This is a genomic window from Streptomyces sp. DSM 120436 (assembly GCF_055778765.1).
Genome location: NZ_JBSKBS010000002.1, coordinates 709,452 through 732,121 on the forward strand (window position 1 = coordinate 709,452; position 22,670 = coordinate 732,121).

Annotated in this window: 24 protein-coding genes and 1 pseudogene; 10 read left to right on the plus strand and 15 right to left on the minus strand. The window is 73.8% G+C overall.

The genetic code is table 11. From position 1 onward, the window contains the following. Nucleotides 1-33: 33 nt before the first annotated feature. Complete coding sequence (locus ACWH4W_RS25080; RefSeq protein ID WP_473078111.1) at nucleotides 34-1,671, plus strand: cellulase family glycosylhydrolase; 1,638 nt, start codon at nucleotides 34-36, stop codon at nucleotides 1,669-1,671. Between the two features lie 82 nt (nucleotides 1,672-1,753). Here ACWH4W_RS25080 and ACWH4W_RS25085 read toward each other — a convergent pair whose 3' ends face one another. Next, nucleotides 1,754-2,413 carry a class F sortase gene (locus tag ACWH4W_RS25085; protein WP_473078112.1) on the minus strand — a complete coding sequence of 220 codons (660 nt, stop codon included), beginning with the start codon at nucleotides 2,411-2,413 and terminating at the stop codon, nucleotides 1,754-1,756. Nucleotides 2,414-2,611: 198 nt separating this feature from the next. Continuing rightward, nucleotides 2,612-3,238 carry a hypothetical protein gene (locus ACWH4W_RS25090; protein ID WP_473078113.1) on the minus strand — a complete coding sequence of 209 codons (627 nt, stop codon included), beginning with the start codon at nucleotides 3,236-3,238 and terminating at the stop codon, nucleotides 2,612-2,614. Between the two features lie 252 nt (nucleotides 3,239-3,490). Here ACWH4W_RS25090 and ACWH4W_RS25095 point away from each other — a divergent pair, with 252 nt between their 5' ends. The 4 genes from ACWH4W_RS25095 (at nucleotide 3,491) to ACWH4W_RS25110 (ending at nucleotide 6,794) form a co-directional block, all read left to right on the plus strand. Beyond that, on the plus strand, nucleotides 3,491-4,654 hold the full coding sequence (locus ACWH4W_RS25095) for an MFS transporter (RefSeq protein WP_473078114.1): 1,164 nt from the start codon (nucleotides 3,491-3,493) through the stop codon (nucleotides 4,652-4,654). Nucleotides 4,655-4,764: 110 nt separating this feature from the next. Then, complete coding sequence (locus ACWH4W_RS25100) at nucleotides 4,765-5,643, plus strand: SDR family oxidoreductase (protein WP_473078115.1); 879 nt, start codon at nucleotides 4,765-4,767, stop codon at nucleotides 5,641-5,643. A gap of 55 nt (nucleotides 5,644-5,698) precedes the next feature. Further along, the gene (locus ACWH4W_RS25105) at nucleotides 5,699-6,433 is read left to right on the plus strand and encodes a maleylpyruvate isomerase family mycothiol-dependent enzyme (protein ID WP_473078116.1); all 735 of its coding nucleotides are present in this window, start codon (nucleotides 5,699-5,701) and stop codon (nucleotides 6,431-6,433) included. A 64-nt stretch (nucleotides 6,434-6,497) separates the two neighbouring features. Then, on the plus strand, nucleotides 6,498-6,794 hold the full coding sequence (locus ACWH4W_RS25110) for a DUF6332 family protein (RefSeq protein WP_473078117.1): 297 nt from the start codon (nucleotides 6,498-6,500) through the stop codon (nucleotides 6,792-6,794). 596 nt (nucleotides 6,795-7,390) lie between these two features. On the opposite strand, the gene ACWH4W_RS25115 is transcribed toward ACWH4W_RS25110, so the two are convergent. Next, on the minus strand, nucleotides 7,391-8,095 hold the full coding sequence (locus ACWH4W_RS25115; protein ID WP_473078118.1) for a TetR/AcrR family transcriptional regulator: 705 nt from the start codon (nucleotides 8,093-8,095) through the stop codon (nucleotides 7,391-7,393). 150 nt (nucleotides 8,096-8,245) lie between these two features. Here ACWH4W_RS25115 and ACWH4W_RS25120 point away from each other — a divergent pair, with 150 nt between their 5' ends. Then, nucleotides 8,246-8,701, plus strand: coding sequence for a nitroreductase family deazaflavin-dependent oxidoreductase (locus ACWH4W_RS25120; RefSeq protein ID WP_473078119.1), 456 nt, complete (start codon nucleotides 8,246-8,248; stop codon nucleotides 8,699-8,701). On the opposite strand, the gene ACWH4W_RS25125 is transcribed toward ACWH4W_RS25120, so the two are convergent. Next, complete coding sequence (locus ACWH4W_RS25125; protein ID WP_473078120.1) at nucleotides 8,685-9,926, minus strand: geranylgeranyl reductase family protein; 1,242 nt, start codon at nucleotides 9,924-9,926, stop codon at nucleotides 8,685-8,687. The genes ACWH4W_RS25120 and ACWH4W_RS25125 overlap by 17 nt on opposite strands. 194 nt (nucleotides 9,927-10,120) lie before the next feature. Here ACWH4W_RS25125 and ACWH4W_RS25130 point away from each other — a divergent pair, with 194 nt between their 5' ends. Beyond that, a complete protein-coding gene (locus tag ACWH4W_RS25130; RefSeq protein WP_473078121.1) occupies nucleotides 10,121-11,482 on the plus strand; it encodes a dipeptidase in 1,362 nt (453 codons plus the stop codon). A gap of 264 nt (nucleotides 11,483-11,746) precedes the next feature. Next, a complete protein-coding gene (locus ACWH4W_RS25135; RefSeq protein ID WP_473078122.1) occupies nucleotides 11,747-11,953 on the plus strand; it encodes an MBL fold metallo-hydrolase in 207 nt (68 codons plus the stop codon). Nucleotides 11,954-12,210: 257 nt separating this feature from the next. Here the strand turns inward: ACWH4W_RS25135 and ACWH4W_RS25140 are convergent, their stop codons facing one another. The 3 genes from ACWH4W_RS25140 to ACWH4W_RS25150 all read right to left on the minus strand — a co-directional run bounded on the left by ACWH4W_RS25140 (nucleotide 12,211) and on the right by ACWH4W_RS25150 (nucleotide 14,612). Next, nucleotides 12,211-13,251, minus strand: coding sequence for an NUDIX hydrolase (locus tag ACWH4W_RS25140; protein WP_473078123.1), 1,041 nt, complete (start codon nucleotides 13,249-13,251; stop codon nucleotides 12,211-12,213). Nucleotides 13,252-13,395: 144 nt separating this feature from the next. Then, the gene (locus tag ACWH4W_RS25145) at nucleotides 13,396-13,590 is read right to left on the minus strand and encodes a hypothetical protein (protein WP_473078124.1); all 195 of its coding nucleotides are present in this window, start codon (nucleotides 13,588-13,590) and stop codon (nucleotides 13,396-13,398) included. A gap of 68 nt (nucleotides 13,591-13,658) precedes the next feature. Then, nucleotides 13,659-14,612, minus strand: a complete 954-nt coding sequence (locus ACWH4W_RS25150) for an ROK family protein (protein ID WP_473078125.1) — start codon at nucleotides 14,610-14,612, stop codon at nucleotides 13,659-13,661. Between the two features lie 207 nt (nucleotides 14,613-14,819). Here ACWH4W_RS25150 and ACWH4W_RS25155 point away from each other — a divergent pair, with 207 nt between their 5' ends. After that, nucleotides 14,820-15,914, plus strand: coding sequence for a LacI family DNA-binding transcriptional regulator (locus tag ACWH4W_RS25155; protein WP_473078126.1), 1,095 nt, complete (start codon nucleotides 14,820-14,822; stop codon nucleotides 15,912-15,914). 501 nt (nucleotides 15,915-16,415) lie between these two features. Here the strand turns inward: ACWH4W_RS25155 and ACWH4W_RS25160 are convergent. The 6 genes from ACWH4W_RS25160 to ACWH4W_RS25185 all read right to left on the minus strand — a co-directional run bounded on the left by ACWH4W_RS25160 (nucleotide 16,416) and on the right by ACWH4W_RS25185 (nucleotide 20,769). Next, a complete protein-coding gene (locus ACWH4W_RS25160; protein WP_367508830.1) occupies nucleotides 16,416-16,655 on the minus strand; it encodes a helix-turn-helix domain-containing protein in 240 nt (79 codons plus the stop codon). Further along, nucleotides 16,655-17,152, minus strand: coding sequence for a DUF2975 domain-containing protein (locus ACWH4W_RS25165; protein ID WP_473079258.1), 498 nt, complete (start codon nucleotides 17,150-17,152; stop codon nucleotides 16,655-16,657). Before ACWH4W_RS25165 ends, ACWH4W_RS25160 begins: the two co-directional genes overlap by 1 nt. A 438-nt stretch (nucleotides 17,153-17,590) precedes the next feature. Continuing rightward, the gene (locus tag ACWH4W_RS25170) at nucleotides 17,591-18,553 is read right to left on the minus strand and encodes an electron transfer flavoprotein subunit alpha/FixB family protein (protein WP_473078127.1); all 963 of its coding nucleotides are present in this window, start codon (nucleotides 18,551-18,553) and stop codon (nucleotides 17,591-17,593) included. A 61-nt stretch (nucleotides 18,554-18,614) separates the two neighbouring features. Further along, entirely contained in the window at nucleotides 18,615-19,403 is a 789-nt protein-coding gene (locus tag ACWH4W_RS25175) for an electron transfer flavoprotein subunit beta/FixA family protein (protein WP_473078128.1), read from the minus strand. A gap of 221 nt (nucleotides 19,404-19,624) precedes the next feature. Then, nucleotides 19,625-20,134, minus strand: a complete 510-nt coding sequence (locus ACWH4W_RS25180; RefSeq protein WP_473078129.1) for a flavin reductase family protein — start codon at nucleotides 20,132-20,134, stop codon at nucleotides 19,625-19,627. Nucleotides 20,135-20,352: 218 nt separating this feature from the next. Further along, complete coding sequence (locus ACWH4W_RS25185; protein WP_473078130.1) at nucleotides 20,353-20,769, minus strand: TlpA family protein disulfide reductase; 417 nt, start codon at nucleotides 20,767-20,769, stop codon at nucleotides 20,353-20,355. Nucleotides 20,770-20,959: 190 nt separating this feature from the next. Between ACWH4W_RS25185 and ACWH4W_RS25190 the strand changes: the two genes are divergently transcribed. Next, nucleotides 20,960-21,688 carry a lysophospholipid acyltransferase family protein gene (locus ACWH4W_RS25190; RefSeq protein WP_473078131.1) on the plus strand — a complete coding sequence of 243 codons (729 nt, stop codon included), beginning with the start codon at nucleotides 20,960-20,962 and terminating at the stop codon, nucleotides 21,686-21,688. A gap of 66 nt (nucleotides 21,689-21,754) precedes the next feature. On the opposite strand, the pseudogene ACWH4W_RS25195 reads toward ACWH4W_RS25190, so the two are convergent. Further along, nucleotides 21,755-22,049: pseudogene (locus ACWH4W_RS25195) on the minus strand (cytoplasmic protein); the annotation flags it as partial. Nucleotides 22,050-22,065: 16 nt separating this feature from the next. After that, complete coding sequence (locus ACWH4W_RS25200; protein WP_473078132.1) at nucleotides 22,066-22,638, minus strand: transglutaminase domain-containing protein; 573 nt, start codon at nucleotides 22,636-22,638, stop codon at nucleotides 22,066-22,068. Nucleotides 22,639-22,670 lie beyond the last annotated feature (32 nt).

The following is a 22,670-nucleotide window of genomic DNA, read 5'->3' on the forward strand; positions in this document are numbered from 1 at the left end:
ACGTCCCTCATCCACCTCTCCCCTGGAGCCGCCATGAGAACCACCGACCGCACCGTCCCCCGGGCCGCCGCGCTCCTCGCGGCGTTCGCGGGGCTGCTCCTGACGTTGCTCGTCCCGACCACCCCGGCCCACGCGGCGCCCACCGGGTTCCGGGTGGAGAACGGACGGCTTCTCGAGGCGTCCGGCAACGACTTCGTGATGCGCGGCGTCAACCACGCCCACACCTGGTACGCCGACCGGCTCGACGCGCTGGACCACATCAAGGCCAAGGGCGCCAACACCGTGCGGGTGGTGCTGTCCAGCGGCGACCGGTGGACCCGCAACGACACCGCCGACGTGGCGAACGTCGTCGCGCAGTGCAAGCGGAACCGGCTGATCTGTGTCCTGGAGGTGCACGACACCACCGGTTACGGCGAGCAGAGCGGAGCGGTGACGCTGTCCCGCGCCGCCGACTACTGGATCGAGGTGCGGGACGCGCTCGCCGGCCAGGAGGACCACGTCATCGTCAACCTCGGCAACGAGCCGCACGGCAACACCGACTACACGCGCTGGACCGCCGACACCAAGGCGGCGATCCAGAAGCTGCGGGCGGCCGGGTTCGGCCACACGCTGATGGCCGACGCCCCCAACTGGGGCCAGGACTGGGCGTTCACCATGCGCGACAACGCCGCCTCGGTGCTCGCCGCCGACCCGGACGCCAACACGGTGTTCTCCATCCACATGTACGGCGTCTTCGACACCGCCGCCGAGGTGAGCGACTACCTGGGCCGCTTCGTCGCCGCGAAACTCCCCATCGTGGTGGGTGAGTTCGGACACGACCACTCCGACGGCAACCCGGACGAGGACGCCATCCTGTCGGTCACCCGGCAGCTCGGCATCGGCTACCTGGGCTGGTCGTGGAGCGGCAACGGCGGCGGGGTCGAGTACCTGGACATGGTCGAGAACTTCGACCCGGACCGGATGACCGGCTGGGGGCAGCGCCTCTTCGACGGCCCGGACGGCATCGCGGCCACGTCCGAGGAGGCGGCGATCTACCGGGGCGGCCCGGGCGAGGACACCACGGCGCCGACCGCTCCGGGCGCGCCCGCGGCCTCGGCGGTGGGCTCCTCCTCCGTGACCCTCACCTGGGGCGCCGCCACCGACGCGGTCGGGGTGACCGGTTACGACGTCGTGCGGGTCGCCGGCGGCCGGGAGACCGTGGTCGCCTCGGCGACCGGCACCACGGCCACCGTCACCGGTCTCACGCCGGACACCTCGTACACCTTCGCCGTCTACGCCCGGGACGCGGCCGGCAACCGCTCGGCGCGCTCCGCGGCGGTGACCGTCACCACCACGTCCGGTCCGGCGACGGGCTCCTGCGCGGTCGCCTACCGGGTGACGGGCGAGTGGCCCGGCGGTTTCCAGGGCGAGGTCACCGTGCGCAACACCGGGAGCACGGTGGTCGACGGGTGGACGCTGCGCTGGACCTTCCCGGCCGGCCAGCGGATCACCCACTCGTGGGGCGGGACGGCGACGCAGAGCGGTGCGGAGGTGAGCGTCGCGGCGGCCCCGTACACCGCGACGATCCCGCCGTCGGCTTCGGTCTCGCTGGGCTTCACCGGCACGCGGTCCGGGACGAACACGAACCCCACGGCGTTCCTGCTGAACGGCGCGGAGTGCTCCGTGGCGTGACGGAGCTGGCTGCCCGGAGGGTCCCTCCCCTTCCGGGCGGCCGTTCGCCGTGCGGGGCCGGCCGTGCTCGGGTGCGTCGCCCTCAGACGAGGCGGGCGAAGACCACCAGGTTCTCGGTGTAGTCCTTGGCGGCGCGGTCGTAGGCGCCGGCGCAGGTGATGAGCCGGACCTGCGCGTCGGGGGTGTCGGCGTAGACCCGCTCGTCGGGGAAGGCGTCCTTGGCGAAGGACTCCGCCTCGTCGACGACGAACGTGGCCCTGGTGCCGTCGGCGCGCTGCACCCGGAAGCGGTCGCCCTCCTCCAGTTCGCTGAGCCGTGCGAAGACGGCGGCGGAGGTCTTGGTGTCCACGTGCCCGGCGATGATCGCGGTGCCCGGTTCGCCCGGGGAGACGCCCTTGGCGTACCAGCCGACGAGGTTGGTGTCGTCCGCGGGGGGCGGTTCGAGCTGTCCCTTGCTGTCGAGGTCGAGCGCGGTGAAGGGAGCGTCGACCCCGATGGAGGGGATGACCAGCCGGGTCGGCGCGGAGCGCGGCAGGTGCTTGGCGGCGGACCGCTCACCGGGCGACGTCGGCGTGGCGGCGGACCCGCCCTCGGCCGGCCCGGCGGACGCGCCGGCCGAGGGCGCCGTGGAGACCGTGCGGATGGCGTGCGGTCCGTGGGCGTCGCCGGGCGGGTCCTCACCGCCGCCCATCAGCGTGGTGGCCAGCAGCAGACCGGCTCCGCCCCAGAAGACCGCGGTCATGACGGAGCGCACCCTGCGCCTCGTCGGGGACGCCTGGTCGGGTTCTACGGGAGTGGGGGGACTGGCCGGCATCGGGGGGACCACCTCATTCGGGCGCGGCGGGGGGTGCTTGGGGGAGGTCAGGGAGGGGGCGGACGGGGCCGTCGTGACGCGCGGGGCGCCGGGGACGGCCCCGGCCGCTATGACCCCGGGCACGGCTCAGGCCATGTCCCCGGAGACCTTCTTACGGCGCAGTGCGTAGGCGCCGGTGCCGAGGACCGCGAGCGCGGCCAGGCCGCCCGCCGTGACAGCGGGCTCCGAGGCGAGACCGCCGCCGCCGGTGTGCACGCCGCCGCGCGGCTTCTCGTGCTTCCCCTCCTTGTCCTGCTTGCCGCTCCAGGAGTCCTCGCTCTGCGAGTCCTCCTTGTCCTTGTAGGTCTCGGGGTCGTACTTCGGGTCCTTGGCGGTGCCCCAGTCGTCCGCGTTCACCACGGACAGGGCGCCGCCGCCCGTGTGGACGCCACCGCGCGGCTTGTCGTGCTTGCTCTCCTCGCCGTACTTGCCGCCCTCGTCGTGCTTGCTCTCCTCGTCGTACTTGCCGCCCTCGTCCTGCTTGCTCTCCTCGTCGTACTTGCCGCCCTCGTCCTGCTTGCTCTCCTCCTCGTACTTGCCGCCCTCGTCCTGCTTGCTCTCCTCCTCCTGCTTGCTTTCCTCGTCGTGCTCCTTGCTGTAGGACGACTTGTCGTGGCCGCCGTCGTCACCGTGGTCGGCGTAGGCCGCGGGCGCGACGATGGCGAGAGCCGCCGTGGCCGTCGCGGCGGCGAGCACCATGCGGGCAGAGCGCATCTGAGAGTCCTTCCGCTGGAGGCCGGGCAGCTGACTCCGCGTCAGCACGGATCTCCCGGGCTCCGGCGTGATCCACGCTCAGTCATGTCGCGCGCCCTCACCATCCGGGACGATCACACGGGTTAACTCCCCCACCCCTCCGGCCCTGCGCCGGCTCGCTTCGCCGCACGCGGCGGCATCTTGCCGCCGCACGGGGACGCCGCCTAGCCTGCTTTTGTGCCGCAGATAAACAAAACCCGTTCGCACAGTGCCGTGCCGGGTACCGACCTCGTCCGACTCCGACTCGCCCTGACCGCCTTCTTCGCCCTGGACGGTTTCGTCTTCGCCGGCTGGGTCGTGCGCATCCCCGCCGTCAAGGAGCAGACCGGGGCGTCCGCGAGCGCCCTCGGACTCGCGCTGCTCGGCGTGTCCGCGGGGGCCGTGATCACCATGACGCTGACCGGCCGGCTGTGCCGCCGGTACGGCAGCCACCTGGTCACCGTGGTCTGCGCGGTGCTGCTGAGCATCAGCGTGGCCCTGCCGCCGCTGACTCACTCCGCGGGGGCGCTGGGCGCCGTGCTGCTGGTGTTCGGCGCGGCCTACGGCGGGATCAACGTCGCCTTCAACAGCGCCGCCGTCGACCTGGTGGCCGCGCTGCGGCGGCCCGTCATGCCCAGCTTCCACGCCGCGTTCAGCCTGGGCGGCATGATCGGCGCGGGGCTGGGGGCCCTGGTCGCCGGTTCCCTGTCACCGGCCCGGCACCTCACCGGGCTCGCCGTGGTCGCGCTGCTGGTGACGGCGGTCGCGGGGCGGGCGCTCCTGCGGTGCGAGCCGCTGACCCCGGCGGACGGGGGACGGCCCGCCGAGGGCGCCGCGCCCCGGCGGGACCGGCGCACCAGGGCCCTGGTGGTCGTCTTCGGGCTCATCGCGCTGTGCACCGCCTACGGCGAAGGGGCGCTGGCCGACTGGGGCGCGCTCCACCTCGAACAGGACCTCGACGCCTCGCCGGGGGCGGCGGCCGTCGGCTACCTGTGTTTCGCGCTCGCCATGACGATCGGCCGGCTGAGCGGCACCGCGCTGCTGGAGCGGCTGGGCCGGACCCGCACGATCCTGGTGGGCGGCTCCACCGCGGCGGCCGGCATGCTCCTCGGCGCGCTCGCCCCGTCCCTGTGGGCCGCGCTGCTGGGGTACGCCGTCACCGGGCTGGGTCTCGCCAACCTCTTCCCCGTGGCCGTGGAGCGGGCCGGTGCGCTGGCGGGCGCGAGCGGGGTGGCGACCGCCTCCACGCTGGGCTACGGCGGGATGCTGCTCGGTCCGCCCGCGATCGGCTTCATGGCCGACTGGTACAGCCTCCCGGCCGCCCTCACCAGCGTGGCGGTACTGGCGGCGGTGGCCACCGCCGTCGGCTTCGCGACCCGGAACGTCCGGACGGACTGAGCGTCCGGCATGGATCGCCGGGCGGTCTCGGGGTACCCGGTCGTCGGCGTCCGCCGGTCCTCCGCCCGGTGGACGCCGCAAGCGACCACCGTGTGGATCCGGGAGAGAACGTGAGCGAACAGCAGAACCCCGTCGACCAGCACCCCACCCCCGACTTCCCCGCCCAGGACCAGCCGCACCCGGGCTGGACCGGCCCCATGGACCCGCCGCCGGACCACGGTGAGGACTCCTACCGGGGCAGCGGACGACTGACCGGCCGTACGGCCGTGATCACGGGCGGGGACTCCGGCATCGGCCGCGCGGTCGCCCTGGCGTTCGCCCGCGAGGGGGCCGACGTGCTCTTCACCCACCTGGACGGCGAGAAGGACGAGGCGGCCGAGACCGCGCGGTGGGTGGAGGAGGCCGGCCGGCGTGCCGTGGCCGTCTCCTGCGACATCCGGGAGGAGGAGAACTGCCGGGCGCTGATCGACCGGGCGGTCTCCGAGTTCGGCGGCATCGACATCCTGGTGAACAACGCCGCGTACCAGATGTCCCAGCCGGACGGCATCGAGGCGATCACCACCGAGCAGTTCGACCGGGTGGTGCGGACCAACCTGTACGGCATGTTCTGGCTGTGCAAGATGGCCGTGCCGCACATGCGGGAGGGCGGCTGCATCATCAACTCGGCCTCCGTGCAGGCGTACAAGCCGAGTCCGCATCTGCTGGACTACGCGACCACCAAGGGCGCCATCGTCACGTTCACCCAGGGGCTGGCGCAGATGCTGATCGAGCGGGGCATCCGGGTCAACGCCGTGGCGCCGGGCCCGGTGTGGACGCCGCTGATCCCGGCCACGCTGCCGGACACCGCGGAGTTCGGCAAGCAGGCCCCGATCGGGCGTCCGGCCCAGCCGGCCGAGATGGCCCCGGCGTACGTGTTCCTCGCCTCGCAGGAGGCGTCGTACATCACCGCCGAGATCGTGAACGCGACGGGCGGCACCCCGCTGCCGTAGGGCCCGGCGGAAAAACACGCACGGCACCGGCCCTCCGTGAGGCAGACTCCCGGCCATGGAGACTGCCCGGTACCTGGGGATCCTGGAGGACGAGGGCCGGCTGCTGGCCGAGGCCGCGGAACAGGCGGGGACGGACGCCCCCGTCCCCGCCTGCCCGGACTGGCGGCTGCGGGACCTGCTGCGGCACACCGGCGCGGTGCACCGGTGGGCGGCGGCCTTCGTCACGGACGCGTGCGCGACGCTTCGTCCGATCGGGGACCATCCGGACCTGGACGGCGCCGAGCTGGTCGCCTGGTACCGCGCCTGCCACCGCGCCCTGCTCGACACCCTCCGCTCGGCGAGGCCGGACGTGGAGTGCTTCACCTTCCTGCCCGGCGCAAAATCCGCGCTCGGCTTCTGGGCGCGCCGCCAGGCCCACGAGACGGCCGTGCACCGCCACGACGCGGAGGCGGCGCGCGGCGGCGACCCGACGCCGGTCACCCCGGACTTCGCGGTGGACGGCGTCGACGAACTGCTGTGCGGCTTCCACGCCCGTCCCAGGAGCCGGGTCCGCACCCCGGAGCCGCGCGTGCTGCGGGTGCGCGCCACCGACACGGACGCGGTGTGGACCGTACGGCTGTCCCCGGGGCCGCCCGTGACCACGCGGGACGCGGCCGGGGACGCCGAGTGCGAGGTGTCCGGGCCCGCCGCCGAGCTGTACCTCGGCCTGTGGAACCGGCTGCCGCTGCCGTCGGTGACGGGCGACGCGTCGCTCGCGGCGCTGTGGCGGGAGACGTCCGCCGTCGTCTGAGGGGCCGCGACGCCCCTGCTCGTGGGCGCTTGCCCACCGGCCGCACGCCTGTTTGACTTCCGGCATGCGGGACGACGGGGGACGTACGGCGGGCGGGGGCCGCCGCCGCAGCCAGGCCGAGCGGGACGCGATCACCGTCGAGATCGGGTACGCGCTGTGCAGCGCGGCGTTCGCGGCGGCCGTGGTCTTCGGCGCGGTGGCGGGTCCGGCCCTGCTGTTCGCGCTGCCGGGGACGGCGGAGACCGTGCTGGTGCGCGGGGGCGCCGTGGTCGCGGGGGCGCTGTTCGCCGTCCGCGCCGCGTCCGTCCTGGTGCGCTTCCGGCGGACGGCCCGGCCCGGCCGCACCGGCACCGACCCGTAGGCCGGGACGGCCCGTCGGGGGCGGTCGCGGGCGCCCGGCTCGACCATGGGGCGGACCGACGCGGACCGTGGCGGTGAACGGCTCACCATCAGGCGCCGGGGCGATCTCCTCGTCGGCCGGGCCGCACCCTCCTCGGTCCAGGGACCCGCGCCGTCACCGGAAGGGGCAGCCTGCGGCACAGGACGTGGGCGATCAGCAGTGCACGGCCCACAGCGTGCCGGTCGCCGCCCGGGCCGCGTACCGCCGCTCCGGGGCGACGGCGGCGAAACGGCGACGGCCAGGGACACGGGCCGTACGGACATCCGGCCCCGAGACGCACCAGGGGGGCGCCACCGTGCCGCACAGCACGGCGACCGGATGCCGCCATCACCACAGCGGCAGCGCGCCCGACACGAACAGCAGCGTCCGGCCGGCGCCACAGAGCACCGAGGTCCTGGCACACCCTCAACGCCCTGCCCGGAGCACCACCGCTCCGGCGGGCCGGCGCCGGGCCCACGCTGTTCGTCCCTGCCCGCCGCGCTGGACGCCGCACCCGCCGGGCGGCGGATCACTCGTACGCCCGGAGAAGTACGCCCCGCTCGGGCGCCGGGGGCGGCCTAAGGCGTCTCGGCGGGCCGCAGTCCCACCGTGCGGGCGAGACCGCCGACCGTGTGGCGGAAGAACGCGTCCCGCTCCTCCACGACCCCGGTGAACTGGCCGAACACCTCGAAGCCGATCAGACCGAGCAACTGCGCCCAGGCGGCCACGCAGGCCGGCGCCGCCGCGGGAGGCAGGTCGGGGACGAAGTCCGACACCATGCGCGCGGCCTCCGCCTCCAGGTCCGCCGGGAGGGCCGTGACGTCGAGCTCCCCGGCCCGGTGGGCGTCGCGGACGACGCCGATGAGGGCGAAGCCGACGCGGGAGGCGGCCGGGACGGTGGTGGCCGGCGCGGCGTAGCCGGGCACGGGCGAGCCGTAGATCAGCGCGTACTCGTGCGGATGCGCCAGCGCCCAGCCGCGGACGGCCTCGCACACGGCGGTCCAGCGCTCCCCCGGGGCGGCGCCCGCACGGGCCCCGGCGGCCGTTTCGGCCGCCTCGCCCAGAGAGTCGTAGGCGTCGACGATGAGCGCGGTCAGCAGGTCGTCACGGCTGGGGAAGTAGCGGTAGACCGCGGAGGACGCCATGCCGAGGGTTCTGGCCACGGCCCGCAGGGACAGCTCGGCGGCGCCCTGCTCGGCGAGGCGCCGGCGTGCCTCCTCCTTGATGGCGGCGGTGATCTCGGTCCTGGCCCGCGCGCGGGCGCCGTGTGCGGTGCTCGTCATGCCGTCAGTGTTCCACGAGGACAGAGCGGCGCACACAAACGAGAGCACTGCTCTTGCAACGGCGCACGGAGCCGGGCACACTGAAACCGAACGAGATCAGTGCTCACAAAACAGAGCGGCGCTCTCACCCCTGTTTCCCCGGAGGTCCCGATGCCGTCGTCCACGCCGTACTACTTCACCGCCGGTCCCGTCGCCGCCCGGTTCAACCGGATCGTCGGCTGGCTCGCCCGGCACGGCGTCAGCCTCGCCGGCACCGCGGAGCTGTCCGTCCGCGGCCGCAGGAGCGGGCAGATGCAGCGCGTCCCGGTCAACCCGCACAGCCACGCGGAGCAGCAGTACCTGGTCTCGGCGCGCGGACACTCCCAGTGGGTGCGCAACATGCGGGTCGCCGGCGGTGGTGAACTGCGCGTGGGCCGCAAGGTGCGCACGTTCACGGCGGTGGAGGTCCCCGACGAGGAGAAGGCGCCGGTGCTGCGCACCTACCTGGAGAAGTGGGGCTGGGAGGTCAACCAGTACTTCAAGGGGGTCACCGCCAGGTCCTCCGACGAGGAGATCCTGGCGGCGGCCCCCGACCACCCGGTCTTCCGGATCACTGTCCGGAGCTGACCCCGCCGTCGCCCGCGGAACGCCGGTCCCGCGCCAGCAGGGCGCGGTGGGCCATCGGGTGGCGGCGGACCAGTTCGCCGAGCGTCGTCGAGCCCTGCGTGATGTCCTTGAACGCCTTCCAGGCCGGGCGGAAGCCGGTCAGGACCGCGTGGAAGACGCCCGGCCGCTGCTCGAACGCCGCCAGCATCCGCTTGCCGACGCTCATCTCCACGCCGAGCCCGGCCTTCACGGCGAACGCGTAGTTGAGGGCCTGCCGGCGCGCGTCCACGGCGTCGTGCGCCTCGGCGATGCGCACCGCCCACTCCCCCGCCAGCCGGCCGGAGCGCAGCGCGAAGGAGATGCCCTCGCGGGTCCACGGCTCCAGCATCCCGGCCGCGTCCCCGCAGACCAGCACCCGGCCGCGGGACAACGGCGAGTCGTCGGCCCGGCAGCGCGTGAGGTGCCCGGAGGAGATCGCCGGTTCGAAGCCCGCGAGGCCGAGCCGGGCGATGAAGTCCTCCAAGTAGCGCTTGGTGGCGGCGCCTTCACCACGCCGCGAGATGACGCCCACGGTCAGGGTGTCGCCCTTGGGGAAGACCCAGCCGTAACTGCCGGGCAGGGGGCCCCAGTCGATGAGCACCCGGCCCTTCCAGTCCTCGGCGACCGTCTCCGGCACCGGGATCTCCGCCTCCAGGCCCAGGTCGACCTGGTCCAGCTTGACCCCGACGTGCGCCCCTATCCGGCCGGCGCTGCCGTCGGCGCCGACCACGGCCCGCGCGAGGACCGTCTCGCCCCCCTGGAGGACGACGGCGACCGTGCGCCGGTCCGGCACGGCCGAGCCGTGCTGCTCCACGCGCTGCACGGCGACGCCGGTGCGCAGTTCGGCGCCGGCCTTCTGCGCGTGCTCGACGAGCTGCTGGTCGAACTCGGGCCGGTTGACGAGCCCGAAGAGCATCTGCCGGGAGCGGCGGGTGCGGGCGAAGCGGCCGTTGCTGGAGAACGTCACGGCGTGCACCCGGTCCTTGAGCGGCAGCTCGAAACCGGGCGGCAGCGCGTCGCGCGACGGGCCGATGATGCCGCCGCCGCAGGTTTTGTAGCGGGGCAGCTCCGCCTTCTCCAGCAGCAGCACGCGCCGCCCCGCGACCGCCGCCGCGTAGGCCGCCGACGCCCCCGCGGGTCCCGCGCCCACCACGACGACGTCCCACACCCGCCGCACGTCGTCCGCCGAAGAGTTCTCGCTGCTCACGATGGTCCGCTGCTCCGATCACGCCGCCTGCCGCTGCTGTCCTCCCGCATCCTACGGCGGCGGTCGTCACGGTCCGCTGTGGGAGGATCGGCGACGTGAGTGTCCCTTACATGGGTCACTCACGCACACCACACGATCATCGCGTACCGCGAAGTACGCACTCGCACAACGTCGCACCCACAAGGAGCGTGCCCATGTCGTCGAATCCGGTCGCCGTGACCGTCGCCTCACTGATGCCCAGGGCGAAGGAGGAGCTCACCGAGCTGGTGGCCTTCAAGTCGGTGGCGGACTTCGACCAGTTCCCGCGCGAGGAGAGCGAGGGCGCCGCCCGCTGGATCGCCGACGCGCTCACCGCCGAGGGCTTCCAGGACGTCGCCCTGCTCGACACCCCGGACGGCACCCAGTCGGTCTACGGCTTCCTGCCCGGCCCGGAGGGCGCGAAGACCGTGCTGCTGTACGCGCACTACGACGTGCAGCCGCCGCTGGACGAGGCCGGCTGGGCCACCCCGCCGTTCGAGCTGACCGAGCGCGACGGCCGCTGGTACGGGCGCGGCGCCGCCGACTGCAAGGGCGGGGTCATCATGCACCTGCTGGCGCTGCGCGCCCTGAAGGCGAACGGCGGCGTGCCGGTGCACGTCAAGGTCATCGTGGAGGGCTCGGAGGAGCAGGGCACCGGCGGTCTCGAGCGGTACGCCGAGGAGCACCCGGACCTGCTCACCGCGGACACCGTCGTCATCGGCGACGCCGGCAACTTCCGCGCCGGTCTGCCGACCGTCACCACCACGCTGCGCGGCATGACGCTGGTGCGGGTGCGGATCGACACCCTCGCGGGCAACCTGCACTCCGGTCAGTTCGGCGGGGCCGCGCCCGACGCGCTGGCCGCGCTGGTGCGGGTGCTGGACTCGCTGCGCGCCGAGGACGGCAGCACGACCGTGGACGGGCTGACCGGCGACAGCGCCTGGCAGGGCATCCAGTACGAGGAGGAGCAGTTCCGCAAGGACGCCAAGGTGCTGGACGGGGTGGAGCTGATCGGCTCCGGCACGGTCGCCGACCGCATCTGGGCCCGCCCCGCGGTCACCGTGCTCGGCATCGACTGCCCGCCGGTGGTGGGCGCCACGCCGTCCGTGCAGGCCAGCGCGCGGGCGCTGGTCAGTCTGCGGGTGCCGCCGGGCGTGGACGCGGCGGAGGCGACCGAACTGCTGCGCGCGCACGTGGAGTCGCACACGCCGTGGGGCGCGCGGGTGACCACCGAGCGGATCGGCCAGGGGCAGGCGTTCCGCGCCGACCCGGCCAGCCCGGCCTACCAGGCCATGGCGGACGCGATGGCGGTCGCGTACCCCGGCCAGCAGATGCAGTACGCCGGTCAGGGCGGCTCGATCCCGCTGTGCAACACGCTCGCCGCCCTCTACCCGAAGGCGGAGATCCTGCTGATCGGGCTGAGCGAGCCGGAGGCGCAGATCCACGCGGTGAACGAGAGCGTGTCGCCGGACGAGCTGGAGCGGCTGTCGGTCGCCGAGGCGCTGTTCCTGCGCAACTACGCGTCCGGCACCGGCTGACCGGCGCCCTCCGCCGACGCAGGGCCTCCGTCCCCGGACGGGGCCCTGCCCCTCCCCCCTGCCTCGGGATGCCGCGCTTCCCGGTCGGCCAGGGGTACGTCTGACGCGACGTGCCGGACGACCTGACGCCGATCGCCGCCGGTCCGGCGGGCCCGGGCGCACCGACCGCCGGGGCGGTGACGTCCGCGGGCACGCGTCCGGAGGCCGTCCGACGAGGTCCGCCCACCGGCGCGGAGGTGCTGTCCCACCGCCTGGACGCTCCCCATGTCACCCCTGCTGCTCCCGGACGGCCACGAACACTCCTCGCCGGTCACGGAGTCGCCCGACGGCGGCATCCTGGACGTAGGCGTCCAAGGCCAGGTACCGCACGTCCCGGGCCACACCCACGGCAGCCTCGCGCTCCGTCTCCCCGGCCACGGCACCACGTTGACCGGCGACCCGGTGCCGCGTCCCCGACGCACGGCACGGTGATCCCGGGCGTCCCCACCTGAACGAGCGTCAATTCCCGGCGTCCTGCGTCCGCTCGGCCGGCCTGGACACGAAGGTGGCCCGCTTCGGCCCTGGCGACCCGGTTCCGACGGACGCGGTCGGCAGGCTACGGGCGAGGGCGGACGCGGCTCGTCGGGCCGCCGGCCGCTGAAGCCGCCCGCGTCCGGGCGAGCCGCGCGGCACGCGAGCCGCAGGCCGTGCACAGCGGGCGGACGACGGCCCCGAGGCCGTGAGTCCCCTCACCCCACCGGCACTCCGCCCTCCAGATACATCGCCCGCCCGCGCTCGCGTGCCCGCAGCGCCCGGCGCAGGCGCTCGTAGCGGACCGGAGGCAGCAGATGTGCCGCCTCGGCCTCGGAGGCGAAGCGCCAGGCGCGCAGTTCCGGGCCGGGCAGCAGCATCCGTCCGGCGTCCGCGGAGTCGAGGCGGCCGCCGTCGAACAGCAGCCGCAGTCCGCCGAAGGCCGGGGGCGCGGGCGGCTCCCAGTCGACGACCAGGAGGGCCGGCACGTCGTCGAGACGGATGCCGGTCTCCTCGGCGACCTCCCGCATGCCGGCCCGCGCCGGAGCCTCCCCGCGTTCGACGACCCCGCCGGGGAACTCCCAGCCGGCCTTGTAGGTCGGGTCGACGAGCAGCACGCGGTCCTGCTCGTCGAAGAGCAGCACGCCCGCCGCGACGGTCTCCGCCGTGGGCTCGGGCGTCTGCACGATGTCGCAGGCGGGCACCTCTCCGCTGCCGACCGCCTCGGCGATGCGGCGGGCGGTGTCGCGCGGGGTGAGGCAGCCGCTGTCGATCGGGTAGGCGTCGGCGGTCAGCCAGGCGGCGAGCGCCGCCTTGAACGGCTCGATGCGGTCGTACGACCACTGCCGGACGCGTATCTCCCCGTCGGGGAGGTCCTCCGGGACCTCCCGGCCGGCTATCCGCTCCCGCAGGATCGTTTCGGCCGGGGCGAGCAGGACATGCCGGACCGGTATGCGGCGGGCGGCGAGGCCGCCGAAGATCTCGTCACGGTACTCCTGGCGCAGCAGGGTCATGGGGACCACCAGGGTCCCGCCGAGCTCGGCGAGCATCGCGGCCGCGGTGTCGATCACGAGGCGTCGCCAGATCGGGAGGTCCTGGAAGTCGCCGACCCCGGCGAGGTGCTTGGGCGGGAGCAGTCGGTCCAGCGCTCCGCCGATGACCTCGGGGTCGAAGAGCGTGCTGTTCGGGATCAGCTCGATCAGTTCGCGCGCGGTGGAGGTCTTCCCCGCACCGTACGCCCCGTTGATCCAGACGATCACGGTTCCCCCTCTTCTGTTGGCCCCCTGAGGCTTGCCCGCTCCACCCTGCCACGGAAACCAGATCGCGTTGAGAACACGCGACGGCGGCGCCGGCACCCGTCGTGGAGGGGTGCCGGCGCCGCCGTCGGCGCTTCGGTGGGCCCGTCAGGCCTTGCCGTCCCGGTCGACGTCCAGCTCCAGCGTGTTGTTCTCCGCGACCGTGCGGTCGAGGGTGCTGAGCGTGTCCTCGACGTCGAGCGCGCCGAGGGCGGTGTCGGCGAGCGCGTGCGACGGGGTGACGGCCGCGACGACGAAACCGGTGGCGAGGGAGGCGATGGCGAGCATGCTGCGCTTCTTCATGCCCGGCTCAACTGCGGAACCGGCCGTCTGGTCACGCCCCGGTCCGGACGAGTCGCCGGCCGGGTCCCTCACACCCCCGCGACCGCCGGGTCCGTGCGGCTGAACAGCGCCGCCGCGGCCGCCCCCACCAGGCCGGCGTCGATGCCCGTCTGCGCCGGGGCCACCGCGAGACGCCGCACGAAGGACAACGTGGCGTACTCGGTGAGCGCCCTGCGCAGCGGCGCGAACAGCACCTCGCCGGCCTTGCCCACGCCACCGCCGATCACCGCGATGTCGATCTCGACGAGCGTCGCGGTGGCCGCGATACCCGCGGCGAGGGCGCGGGCCGCCCGCTCGAAGGAGGCCACGGCGACCGGGTCGCCGGCACGGGCGGCGGCGGCCACCGCGGCGGCGGAGGTGTCACCGTCCGGACCGGGTCGCCAGCCGTTCTCCAGGGCGCGCCGGGCGATGTTGGGGCCGCTCGCGATCCGCTCCACGCACCCGCGCGCGCCGCACGGGCACGGGTCGCCGTCGAGGTCCACGCTGATGTGGCCGATGTGACCGGCGTTGCCGGTGGGTCCGGGGTGCAGCCGCCCGCCGAGCACCAGGCCGCCGCCGACGCCGGTGGAGACGACCATGCACAGCGCGTTGTCGTGGCCGCGGGCGGCGCCCTGCCAGTGTTCGGCTGCGGTGACGGCGACCCCGTCGCCGATCAGCTCGACGGGCAGTCCGCCGGCCGCGTCCCGCACCTTGGCGACGAGCGGGTAGTCGCGCCAGCCGGGCACGTTGACCGGGCTCACCGTGCCGGCGGAGGTGTCGACGGGGCCCGCGCTGCCGATGCCGACCGCGTCCGCGCGCTCCCAGAGCGGGGACGCGGTGAGGTCGCCGATCACCGCCTCGACGGCTGCCATGACGGTGTCCCCGGCCTCCTGCGCTGGGGTCGGCCGCTGCGCGCGGGCCAGGATCCGGCCCTCACGGTCCACCAGCGCGCCGGCGATCTTGGTGCCGCCGATGTCGAGCGCAGCCACGAGGTCGGTGTGCATCAGAGTCGGATCTCCCCGTCAACCATCGGAAACCATCAGAAAACACGCTGGGAACGGCCATGCGCGACCAGGAGGCAACACATGGGGCACGGGCGGCGGCCCGGTCGAACGGCGAGGCGCGGGCCGGAGTGTGCGTCGGACAGTGTCCCCCGAGCCTGACAACGTTGTCCAGGCTCTATGCTCGACGCCACATCCTCATACAAGCCCATGGACTCACGCATCCCCGTGGCCGACAGGACAGGACACCGCATCGTGCCGGAGACGACCCGCCGCACCGACCGCTTCCCAGGGACCCGATACGGCAACCGTCCGACGATGAAGGACGTGGCCGCCCGTGCCGGGGTCGGCCTCAAGACGGTCTCCCGCGTGGTGAACGGCGAGCCGGGCGTGACGCCGGAGACCGAGCGCCGGGTGCAGGAGGCGATCGAGGCGCTCGGCTTCCGCCGCAACGACAGCGCCCGGGTGCTGCGCAAAGGGCGCACCGCCAGCATCGGTCTGGTCCTGGAGGATCTCGCGGACCCGTTCTACGGCCCGCTGAGCCGGGCGGTGGAGGAGGTGGCCCGCGCGCACGGCGCGCTGCTGATCAACGGGTCGAGCGCGGAGGACGCCGACCGTGAACAGGAGCTGGTCCTGGCGCTGTGCGCCCGCCGGGTGGACGGCCTGGTGGTGATCCCGGCCGGCGACGACCACCGCTACCTGGAGCCGGAGATCAAGGCGGGTGTCGCCACCGTGTTCGTGGACCGTCCGGCCGGGCACATCGACGCGGACGTGGTGGTGTCGGACAACTTCGGCGGCGCCCGCGACGGCGTGCGCCACCTGATCGCGCACGGGCACCGCAGGATCGGCTTCATCGGCGACATGCCGCGCATCCACACGGCGGCCGAGCGGCTGCGCGGCTACCGCACCGCCATGGAGGACGCGGGGATACCGGTGGCGGACGCGTGGATGTCGCTCGGCGTCACGGACCCCGAGCGGGTGCGCCGGGCGGCGGAGGAGATGCTCACCGGCCCGGAGCCGGTCACCGCGATCTTCACCGGGAACAACCGGGTGACGGTCACGGTGATCCGGGTGCTGGCCGGGCACGCCCGTCCGGTCGCCCTCGTCGGCTTCGACGACATCGAGCTGGCCGATCTGCTGCAGCCCGGCGTCACGGTCGTCGCGCAGGACGCCGCCGCCCTCGGCCGGACCGCCGCCGAGCGGCTCTTCCGCCAGTTGGACGGCACCCTGATCGCCCCGGAGCGCATCGAGCTGCCGACCCGGCTGATCACCCGCGGCTCGGGCGAGCTGCCCCCGGCCGACTGAGCGGGGCGGTGACGGTGGAGGACCGTGCGCGCGGGCGCTGAGGCGGGGCGTGGCGCCGCGCGGGCATCCGCCGGAGTGCCCGGGCGTCCGGCCGCGGGAGTCGGGGGTGCTCGACAGGGGCCGGCTGCTGTCGCTGGACCGGTGGGGGCTCCGAGGACCGGGTGCCGGGTGATCCCGATCGGCTCCCCCGCCTGCCCCGCGCAAGCGGAAGAGGGCCGCGAGCCGGGATCACACGCGACCGGCCGGGCGCGGCCAGCGGGTCCCGCGCGCCACCGCCCCGCAGGCCCCGGCACCGGCGGAACCACAGAGGGCCGCGAATCAAAGCCGCACGCGACCGGCCGGGCGCGGCCAGCGGGTCCCACGCGCCACCGCCCCGCAGGCCCCGGCACCGGCGGAACCACAGAGGGCCGCGAATCAAAGCCGCACGCGACCGGCCGGGCGCGGCCAGCAGGTCCCACGCGCCACCGCCCCGCAGGCCCCGGCACCGGCGGAACCGGAGCGCTACGCCGGGTTCGCCGCCGGTTCCGCCGACGCGTGGTCGGGTTCGTAGCGCAGCAGGTCGCCCGGCTGGCAGTCGAGCACCTCGCACAGTGCGGCGAGGGTGGTGAAGCGGACCGCCTTCGCGCGGCCGTTCTTCAGGACGGCCAGGTTCGCCGGGGTGATGCCGACGCGTTCGGCGAGTTCGCCCACGGACATCTTGCGCCGGGCGAGCATCACGTCGATGTCGACGGCGATCGGCATCAGATCACCTCGGCCAGTTCGGCCCGCATCCGCGATGCCTCCAGCTCCCGGGCCACGGCCTGGGCCAGCAGCATCCGCAGGACGAGGACGACGAGCGCGATGCCCACGATCGCCAGGCCGACCCCGCCCACCAGGAGCACGACGCCGGGCGCGACGGCCTCCCCCGGCGCGAGCAGCGCGCCGAGCGCGAAGACCAGCAGGGCCGCGGCGACGAACGCGCCGATGACGATGTGGACGTAGCGGAAGGCCGCGTGGGAGAAGACGGTGCCGCGCCGCGCCATGGTCACCAGCCGCCAGACGCAGATCAGCACGGTCTGGGCGGCCAGCACGGTGAGGACCACGATCACCAGGAGCGGGGTCCGCAGAAAGGCGTACCGCTCGTCCAGCCCGTCCAGGTCGCTCGCCAGCAGCGGCACCATCACCGTCTGCACCGCCAGGGAGCCCGCCAGCAGCACCGCGATCACCGCGCGCAGCGCGAGCACGGTCACGTGTCCCATCGCCCCTCCTTCACTCGAAGCACGATGGGAATCTATCGACTTTCGATAGGTTGCGCAATCACGGACGGCGCCGGCGGTGAACCGGTCGCCGGGGTACAGGCGCTCCAGTTCGGCGTCGACCGGCGCGAAGAAGGCGCCGACCTCCTCGGCGACGGCGCCCGCGAGACGCGCGGGCACCCGCTCCTGTCGCCCCCGGCCCATGCCACCCGCCCGGACGACCGCGACCCGGATTCCGTCACCCTGTTTCCGCGACACGGAATCAGCAGTTCGTTGACCGACGGTGTCCAGCGGTCTCCGTGCCGGCCGACACCCCCCTGCGGGCCGGCCCGCCCCGCCGGCGGGACACGGCGGGGCGGGCCCGCCGGCGGGCCCGGCGGGACACGGCGAGGCCCCCACGACCGGGTGCGGTCGCGGGGGCCTCGGACGGTCCGGAGGCGATCAGCCCTTGCGAGCCTTGATCTCCTCGGTGAGCTGCGGGACGACGTCGAACAGGTCGCCGACGACGCCGTAGTCGACCAGCTCGAAGATCGGGGCCTCGGCGTCCTTGTTGACGGCCACGATGGTCTTCGAGGTCTGCATGCCCGCGCGGTGCTGGATCGCGCCGGAGATGCCGTTGGCGATGTACAGCTGCGGCGAGACCGACTTGCCGGTCTGGCCGACCTGGTTGGTGTGCGGGTACCAGCCGGCGTCGACGGCGGCGCGCGAGGCGCCGACGGCCGCGCCGAGCGAGTCGGCGAGCGCCTCGATGATCGAGAAGTTCTCCGCGCCGTTGACACCGCGGCCGCCGGAGACGACGATCGCGGCCTCGGTCAGCTCCGGACGGCCGGTCGACTCACGCGGCGTGCGGCCGGTGACCTTGGTGCCGGTGGCCTGCTCGGAGAAGGTGACGCTCAGGGACTCGGCCGCGCCGGCGGCCGGGGCGGCCTCCACGGCGGCCGAGTTCGGCTTGACCGTGATGACCGGAGTGCCCTTGGAGACGCGGGACTTGGTGGTGTAGGCGGCGGCGAAGACCGACTGGGTGGCCACCGGGCCCTCGTCGCCGGCCTCGATGTCGACGGCGTCGGTGATGACGCCGGAGCCGATGCGCAGCGCCAGGCGGGCGGCGATCTCCTTGCCCTCGGCGGAGGACGGGACCAGCACGGCGGCCGGGGAGACGGCCTCGTGGGCGGCCTGGAGGGCGTCCACCTTCGGCACGACCAGGTAGTCGGCGTACTCGGCGGCCTCGTGGGTGAGGACCTTGACCGCGCCGTGCTCGGCGAGCGTGGCGACGGTGTCGCCGGCGCCGCTGCCCAGCGCGACGGCGACCGGCTCGCCGATGCGGCGGGCGAGGGTCAGCAGCTCCAGGGTCGGCTTGCGGACGGCGCCGTCCACGTGGTCGACGTAGACGAGAACTTCAGTCATGGGACTTCTTCTCTCCTGCTTGCGAAGTGTGAGGGGCGGGAAGCGAACCGTGCCGTGCGGCTCAGATGAACTTCTGGCTCGCGAGGAACTCGGCGAGCTGCTTGCCGCCCTCGCCCTCGTCCTTGACGATCGTGCCCGCGGTGCGGGCCGGACGCTCGGACGCCGACTCCACCGTGGTGTAGGCGTTCTCCAGGCCGACCTCGTCCGCGTCGATGTCGAGGTCGGAGAGGTCCCAGGACTCCACCGGCTTCTTCTTGGCCGCCATGATGCCCTTGAAGGACGGGTAACGGGCCTCGCCCGACTGGTCGGTGACCGACACGACCGCGGGGAGGGACGCCTCGAGCTGCTCGGAGGCCGCGTCGCCGTCACGGCGGCCCGTGACCTTGCCGTCCTCGACGGACACCTCGGACAGGAGCGTCACCTGCGGCACGCCGAGGCGCTCCGCGAGCAGCGCCGGGACGACGCCCATGACGCCGTCGGTGGAGGCCATGCCGGAGACGACCAGGTCGTAACCCGCCTTCTCGACGGCCTTGGCCAGCACCAGGGAGGTGCCGATGGCGTCCGTGCCGTGCAGGTCGTCGTCCTCGACGTGGATGGCCTTGTCGGCGCCCATGGACAGCGCCTTGCGCAGCGCGTCCTTGGCGTCCTCGGGGCCCACCGTCAGGACGGTGACCTCCACGTCGTCGTCCGAGTTCTCCGCGATCTGCAGCGCCTGCTCGACCGCGTACTCGTCCAGCTCGGAGAGCAGACCGTCCACGTCGTCACGGTCGACGGTCAGGTCATCGGCGAAGTGCCGGTCGCCAGTGGCGTCGGGCACGTACTTCACAGTGACAACGATCCTCAAGCTCACGCCGGCTCTCCTACTGCATCGTCATTTCTGGCTGCCTGCCTGCAGGCAGCATAGGCGCCTCAAGCGGGCGGTCCCGGTCGGGGCGACCCACGCTCCGATGGAAATATTACTCGTCAGTACACTCAGTTTCTGCCCACTAAGCAAGCGCTTTGAACTGTGACCTTCGCAACGCAGCGTAACCGGAACTCCTCCGGTCCGCGACGCGGTCGGGGCCCCGCGTCTCAGTCGGGCAGTCCGCTGAATCGCCCCTGGTGGTAGACGAGGGGGCGGCCGTGACCCGTGGGGTCGCCGACCAGCACCTCGGCGACCACGATCCGGTGGTCGCCCGCGGGCACCCGCGCCGTCACCCGGCACACCATCCAGGCGGGCACGCCGTGCAGCACCGGCACCCCCTCCGGCCCCTCCCGCCAGGCCGTGCCCGGTCCGAAGCGGTCGGCGCCCCGGCGGGCGAAGGTGGCCGCGAGGTCCTGCTGGTGCTCGCCCAGCAGGTGCACGCCGACGTGGTCGCTCGTCGCGATCGCGGGCCAGCTGGAACCGGCCGTGGAGACGCCGAAGGACAGCATCGGCGGCTCCGCGGACACGGAGGCGAGGGAGGTGGCGGTGAAGCCGACCGGACCGGAACGGCCGCGCGCCGTGACCACCGCGACCCCCGCCGGATGCCGGCGGAAGACGGAGCGCAGCAGGTCGGGCGAGGCGGGCCGGGCGGCACCGAGGTCGGACATTGCCGTCATGGAACAGTCCTTCTGGGAGGGGTCACGGGCGGGTTCGCGGCTGCTCACCGGCCCGGTCGGCGCACACGCGGGAAGCGGGCGCCGGCCGGGAGGCGGCCGGGTACCCGAGGGCGGCGAAGGAGTCCCGACGACATGGTCGTCAGGCTGACGACAAGCGCCGCGCAGCGTCAAGCCGGCCGCTGCGGATGGGAGATGTCTCACCGTGATCGCGGCGGCTGTCACAGCGCCGCGCCCAGGGCGGCGATCACGTCGGCCTTGCGCGGCTGTCCGGCCGCGCGCCGCACCACCCGGCCGTCCGCGTCGAGCACCAGCACCGTCGGGGTGCGCTCGATCCCCAGCCGCCGTACGAGGTCGAGGCGGGCCTCGGCGTCGATCTCCACGTGGGTCACGCCCGGCACCATGCCCGCGACCTCGCCCAGCACCCGGCGGGTGGCCCGGCAGGGCGCACAGAAGGCGCTGGAGAACTGCACGAGCGTGGCGCGCTCGCCCAGCCCCGTGCCGAGTTCGGCCCCGAGACCGGTGCGCACCGCGCCGTCGCCGCCGGGCCGTCCCGTGTCGTCACTGCCTCGCACTCGCCACTCCCGCCCTGGATGCCGCTTCCCGACCGCCTCCAGCGTCCCAGGATCCGCGAACATTCCCGTCCGGGCGGCACAACCCCAGGTGGATCACGGGAACGTGACGAGAATCTCCGCCCCGGAGCGGCGCCGGGGCTGGTTCACCGGCCGTTTCTGGGGCAGCATCAGCGACAGGCCGTAAACCTACGGCTGCGTAACTTCGACTGGGAGACCCCCTGCCCAGGAAAAAAGGAAGGGTTCCGACCCGCCCATGGCAGAACTTGTCTACCGGCCCGTGATCGGCTTCGCCCGCACCCTGTTCAAGGTGTGGGACCTCAAGATCGATTGTCAGGGGTCGGAGAACATCCCGCGCTCGGGCGGCGCCGTGCTGGTGAGCAACCACATCAGCTACCTCGACTTCGTGTTCAACGGACTGGCGGCGCTCCCGCAGAAGCGGCTGGTCCGCTTCATGGCCAAGGAGTCGGTGTTCCGGCACCGTGTCTCGGGTCCGCTGATGCGCGGCATGAAGCACATCCCGGTGGACCGCAAGCAGGGTGAGGCCGCGTACCAGCACGCGCTGCGCTCACTGCGGTCCGGGGAGATCGTGGGCGTCTTCCCCGAGGCGACGATCTCGCAGTCGTTCACGCTGAAGAGCTTCAAGTCCGGTGCCGCGCGCATGGCGCAGGAGGCGGGCGTCCCGCTGATCCCGGTGGCGGTGTGGGGGACGCAGCGGCTGTGGACCAAGGGCCGTCCGCGCAACTTCAAGCGCAGCCACATCCCCATCACCATCCGCGTGGGCGAGGCGATCGAGGCGTCCAAGGACAAGTACGCGGGCGCGATCACCCGGCAACTGCGCGAGCGGGTGCAGGAGCTGCTGGAGGCGGCGCAGCGGGCGTACCCGGTGCGGCCGAAGGGCCCGGACGACACCTGGTGGATGCCGGCCCACCTCGGCGGCACGGCCCCCACCCCGGAGCAGGTGCGCGAGGCCGAGGCCCACTGAGGTCCTCTTCCAGGCCCCGGGTCCGTGGTCGCACCACGGGCCCGGGGCCTGCCGCGTTCGCACGGACCGGGGCAGGCCGGCGTCCGGCAGGGCCCGCTTCGCCAGGGCTCCGCGGAGTTGCGGGTGCGGGAGGGCTCGGAGCCGAAGGCGCCGCAGGCCGCGCGCCGGGCCGCCCTGTGCGGGTCCTCGTGCGGGGCGCGCCCGTCCAGGCGGGCGGCGAGCCGGCGTGCGCCTGGCCGAGCAGGGCGGAACTCCCCTCGACGCCGGTCCCGTTGGCCAGACCGTGCGCCTCGACGGCGACGCGGGTGAAGCCGGGCACGAGGGCCCGTACCCCGTCGGACACGATCGGGGCGAAGGTCAGGGGCGCGCCTCGCTGCTCAGAGTGCGGTGGGGAGCGTCCGCCACAGGTGCGGCCGGTCGGCGGCGTTCCGAAGGGCGCGCAGGACGACGGGGTGCGGCGCGGCGTACAGGACCGGATGGTCCGTCTCGTGGGACGAGGGGTCGGGCGTGAAGGCCAGCCGCTCGCCGTCGAGGGAGAACCGGGCGTCCACTCCGGGCTTGTTGCCGCGCGGGTCCTGCCGGTGCCAGGCGCCGTGGAACCGCACCGCGACCAGGCCGTGCACCACGCCGAGGCACTGGTAGCAGAGCGCGGCGGGGATGTCCTCGGCGCGCAGCAGCGCGGCCAGGGCGTGGGCCTTGGCGTAACAGAGGCCGGTGCCCTGTTCCAGCACGTCGGAGGCGCGCCAGGTCACGCGGGGGTCCCCGGCGTCCTGCGAGTGCGTGATGCGGTCGCGCACGTACGCGAAAGCCGCCTGCGCATACTCATACGAGTCGCGGACATCGGCGGCCAGGCGGGCGGACACCTCCCGGACCAGCGGATGGTGATGGTCGATGGCCTCGTCGGCGGCCAAGTAGGCGGAGAGGTCCGGGTTTTCCTGGATCAGCTGCATGGTCTCGGAGCATAGGTACACGCCCGACCGAG

Excerpts from the sequence above, each read along its gene's own strand:
- ACWH4W_RS25160 (WP_367508830.1), bottom strand. The coding sequence starts at position 16,655 with ATGCCGATCGCCGTCGACATCGACGTGATGCTCGCCCGGCGCAAGATG.
- ACWH4W_RS25080 (WP_473078111.1), top strand. The coding sequence starts at position 34 with ATGAGAACCACCGACCGCACCGTCCCCCGGGCCGCCGCGCTCCTCGCG.
- ACWH4W_RS25105 (WP_473078116.1), top strand. The coding sequence starts at position 5,699 with ATGGAGACTGCCCGGTACCTGGGGATCCTGGAGGACGAGGGCCGGCTG.
- ACWH4W_RS25130 (WP_473078121.1), top strand. The coding sequence starts at position 10,121 with ATGTCGTCGAATCCGGTCGCCGTGACCGTCGCCTCACTGATGCCCAGG.
- ACWH4W_RS25150 (WP_473078125.1), bottom strand. The coding sequence starts at position 14,612 with ATGCACACCGACCTCGTGGCTGCGCTCGACATCGGCGGCACCAAGATC.
- ACWH4W_RS25170 (WP_473078127.1), bottom strand. The coding sequence starts at position 18,553 with ATGACTGAAGTTCTCGTCTACGTCGACCACGTGGACGGCGCCGTCCGC.
- ACWH4W_RS25185 (WP_473078130.1), bottom strand. The coding sequence starts at position 20,769 with ATGTTCGCGGATCCTGGGACGCTGGAGGCGGTCGGGAAGCGGCATCCA.
- ACWH4W_RS25115 (WP_473078118.1), bottom strand. The coding sequence starts at position 8,095 with ATGACGAGCACCGCACACGGCGCCCGCGCGCGGGCCAGGACCGAGATC.
- ACWH4W_RS25120 (WP_473078119.1), top strand. The coding sequence starts at position 8,246 with ATGCCGTCGTCCACGCCGTACTACTTCACCGCCGGTCCCGTCGCCGCC.
- ACWH4W_RS25085 (WP_473078112.1), bottom strand. The coding sequence starts at position 2,413 with ATGACCGCGGTCTTCTGGGGCGGAGCCGGTCTGCTGCTGGCCACCACG.
- ACWH4W_RS25110 (WP_473078117.1), top strand. The coding sequence starts at position 6,498 with ATGCGGGACGACGGGGGACGTACGGCGGGCGGGGGCCGCCGCCGCAGC.
- ACWH4W_RS25165 (WP_473079258.1), bottom strand. The coding sequence starts at position 17,152 with ATGGGACACGTGACCGTGCTCGCGCTGCGCGCGGTGATCGCGGTGCTG.
- ACWH4W_RS25200 (WP_473078132.1), bottom strand. The coding sequence starts at position 22,638 with ATGCAGCTGATCCAGGAAAACCCGGACCTCTCCGCCTACTTGGCCGCC.
- ACWH4W_RS25135 (WP_473078122.1), top strand. The coding sequence starts at position 11,747 with ATGTCACCCCTGCTGCTCCCGGACGGCCACGAACACTCCTCGCCGGTC.
- ACWH4W_RS25190 (WP_473078131.1), top strand. The coding sequence starts at position 20,960 with ATGGCAGAACTTGTCTACCGGCCCGTGATCGGCTTCGCCCGCACCCTG.
- ACWH4W_RS25155 (WP_473078126.1), top strand. The coding sequence starts at position 14,820 with ATGGACTCACGCATCCCCGTGGCCGACAGGACAGGACACCGCATCGTG.
- ACWH4W_RS25090 (WP_473078113.1), bottom strand. The coding sequence starts at position 3,238 with ATGCGCTCTGCCCGCATGGTGCTCGCCGCCGCGACGGCCACGGCGGCT.
- ACWH4W_RS25180 (WP_473078129.1), bottom strand. The coding sequence starts at position 20,134 with ATGACGGCAATGTCCGACCTCGGTGCCGCCCGGCCCGCCTCGCCCGAC.
- ACWH4W_RS25145 (WP_473078124.1), bottom strand. The coding sequence starts at position 13,590 with ATGAAGAAGCGCAGCATGCTCGCCATCGCCTCCCTCGCCACCGGTTTC.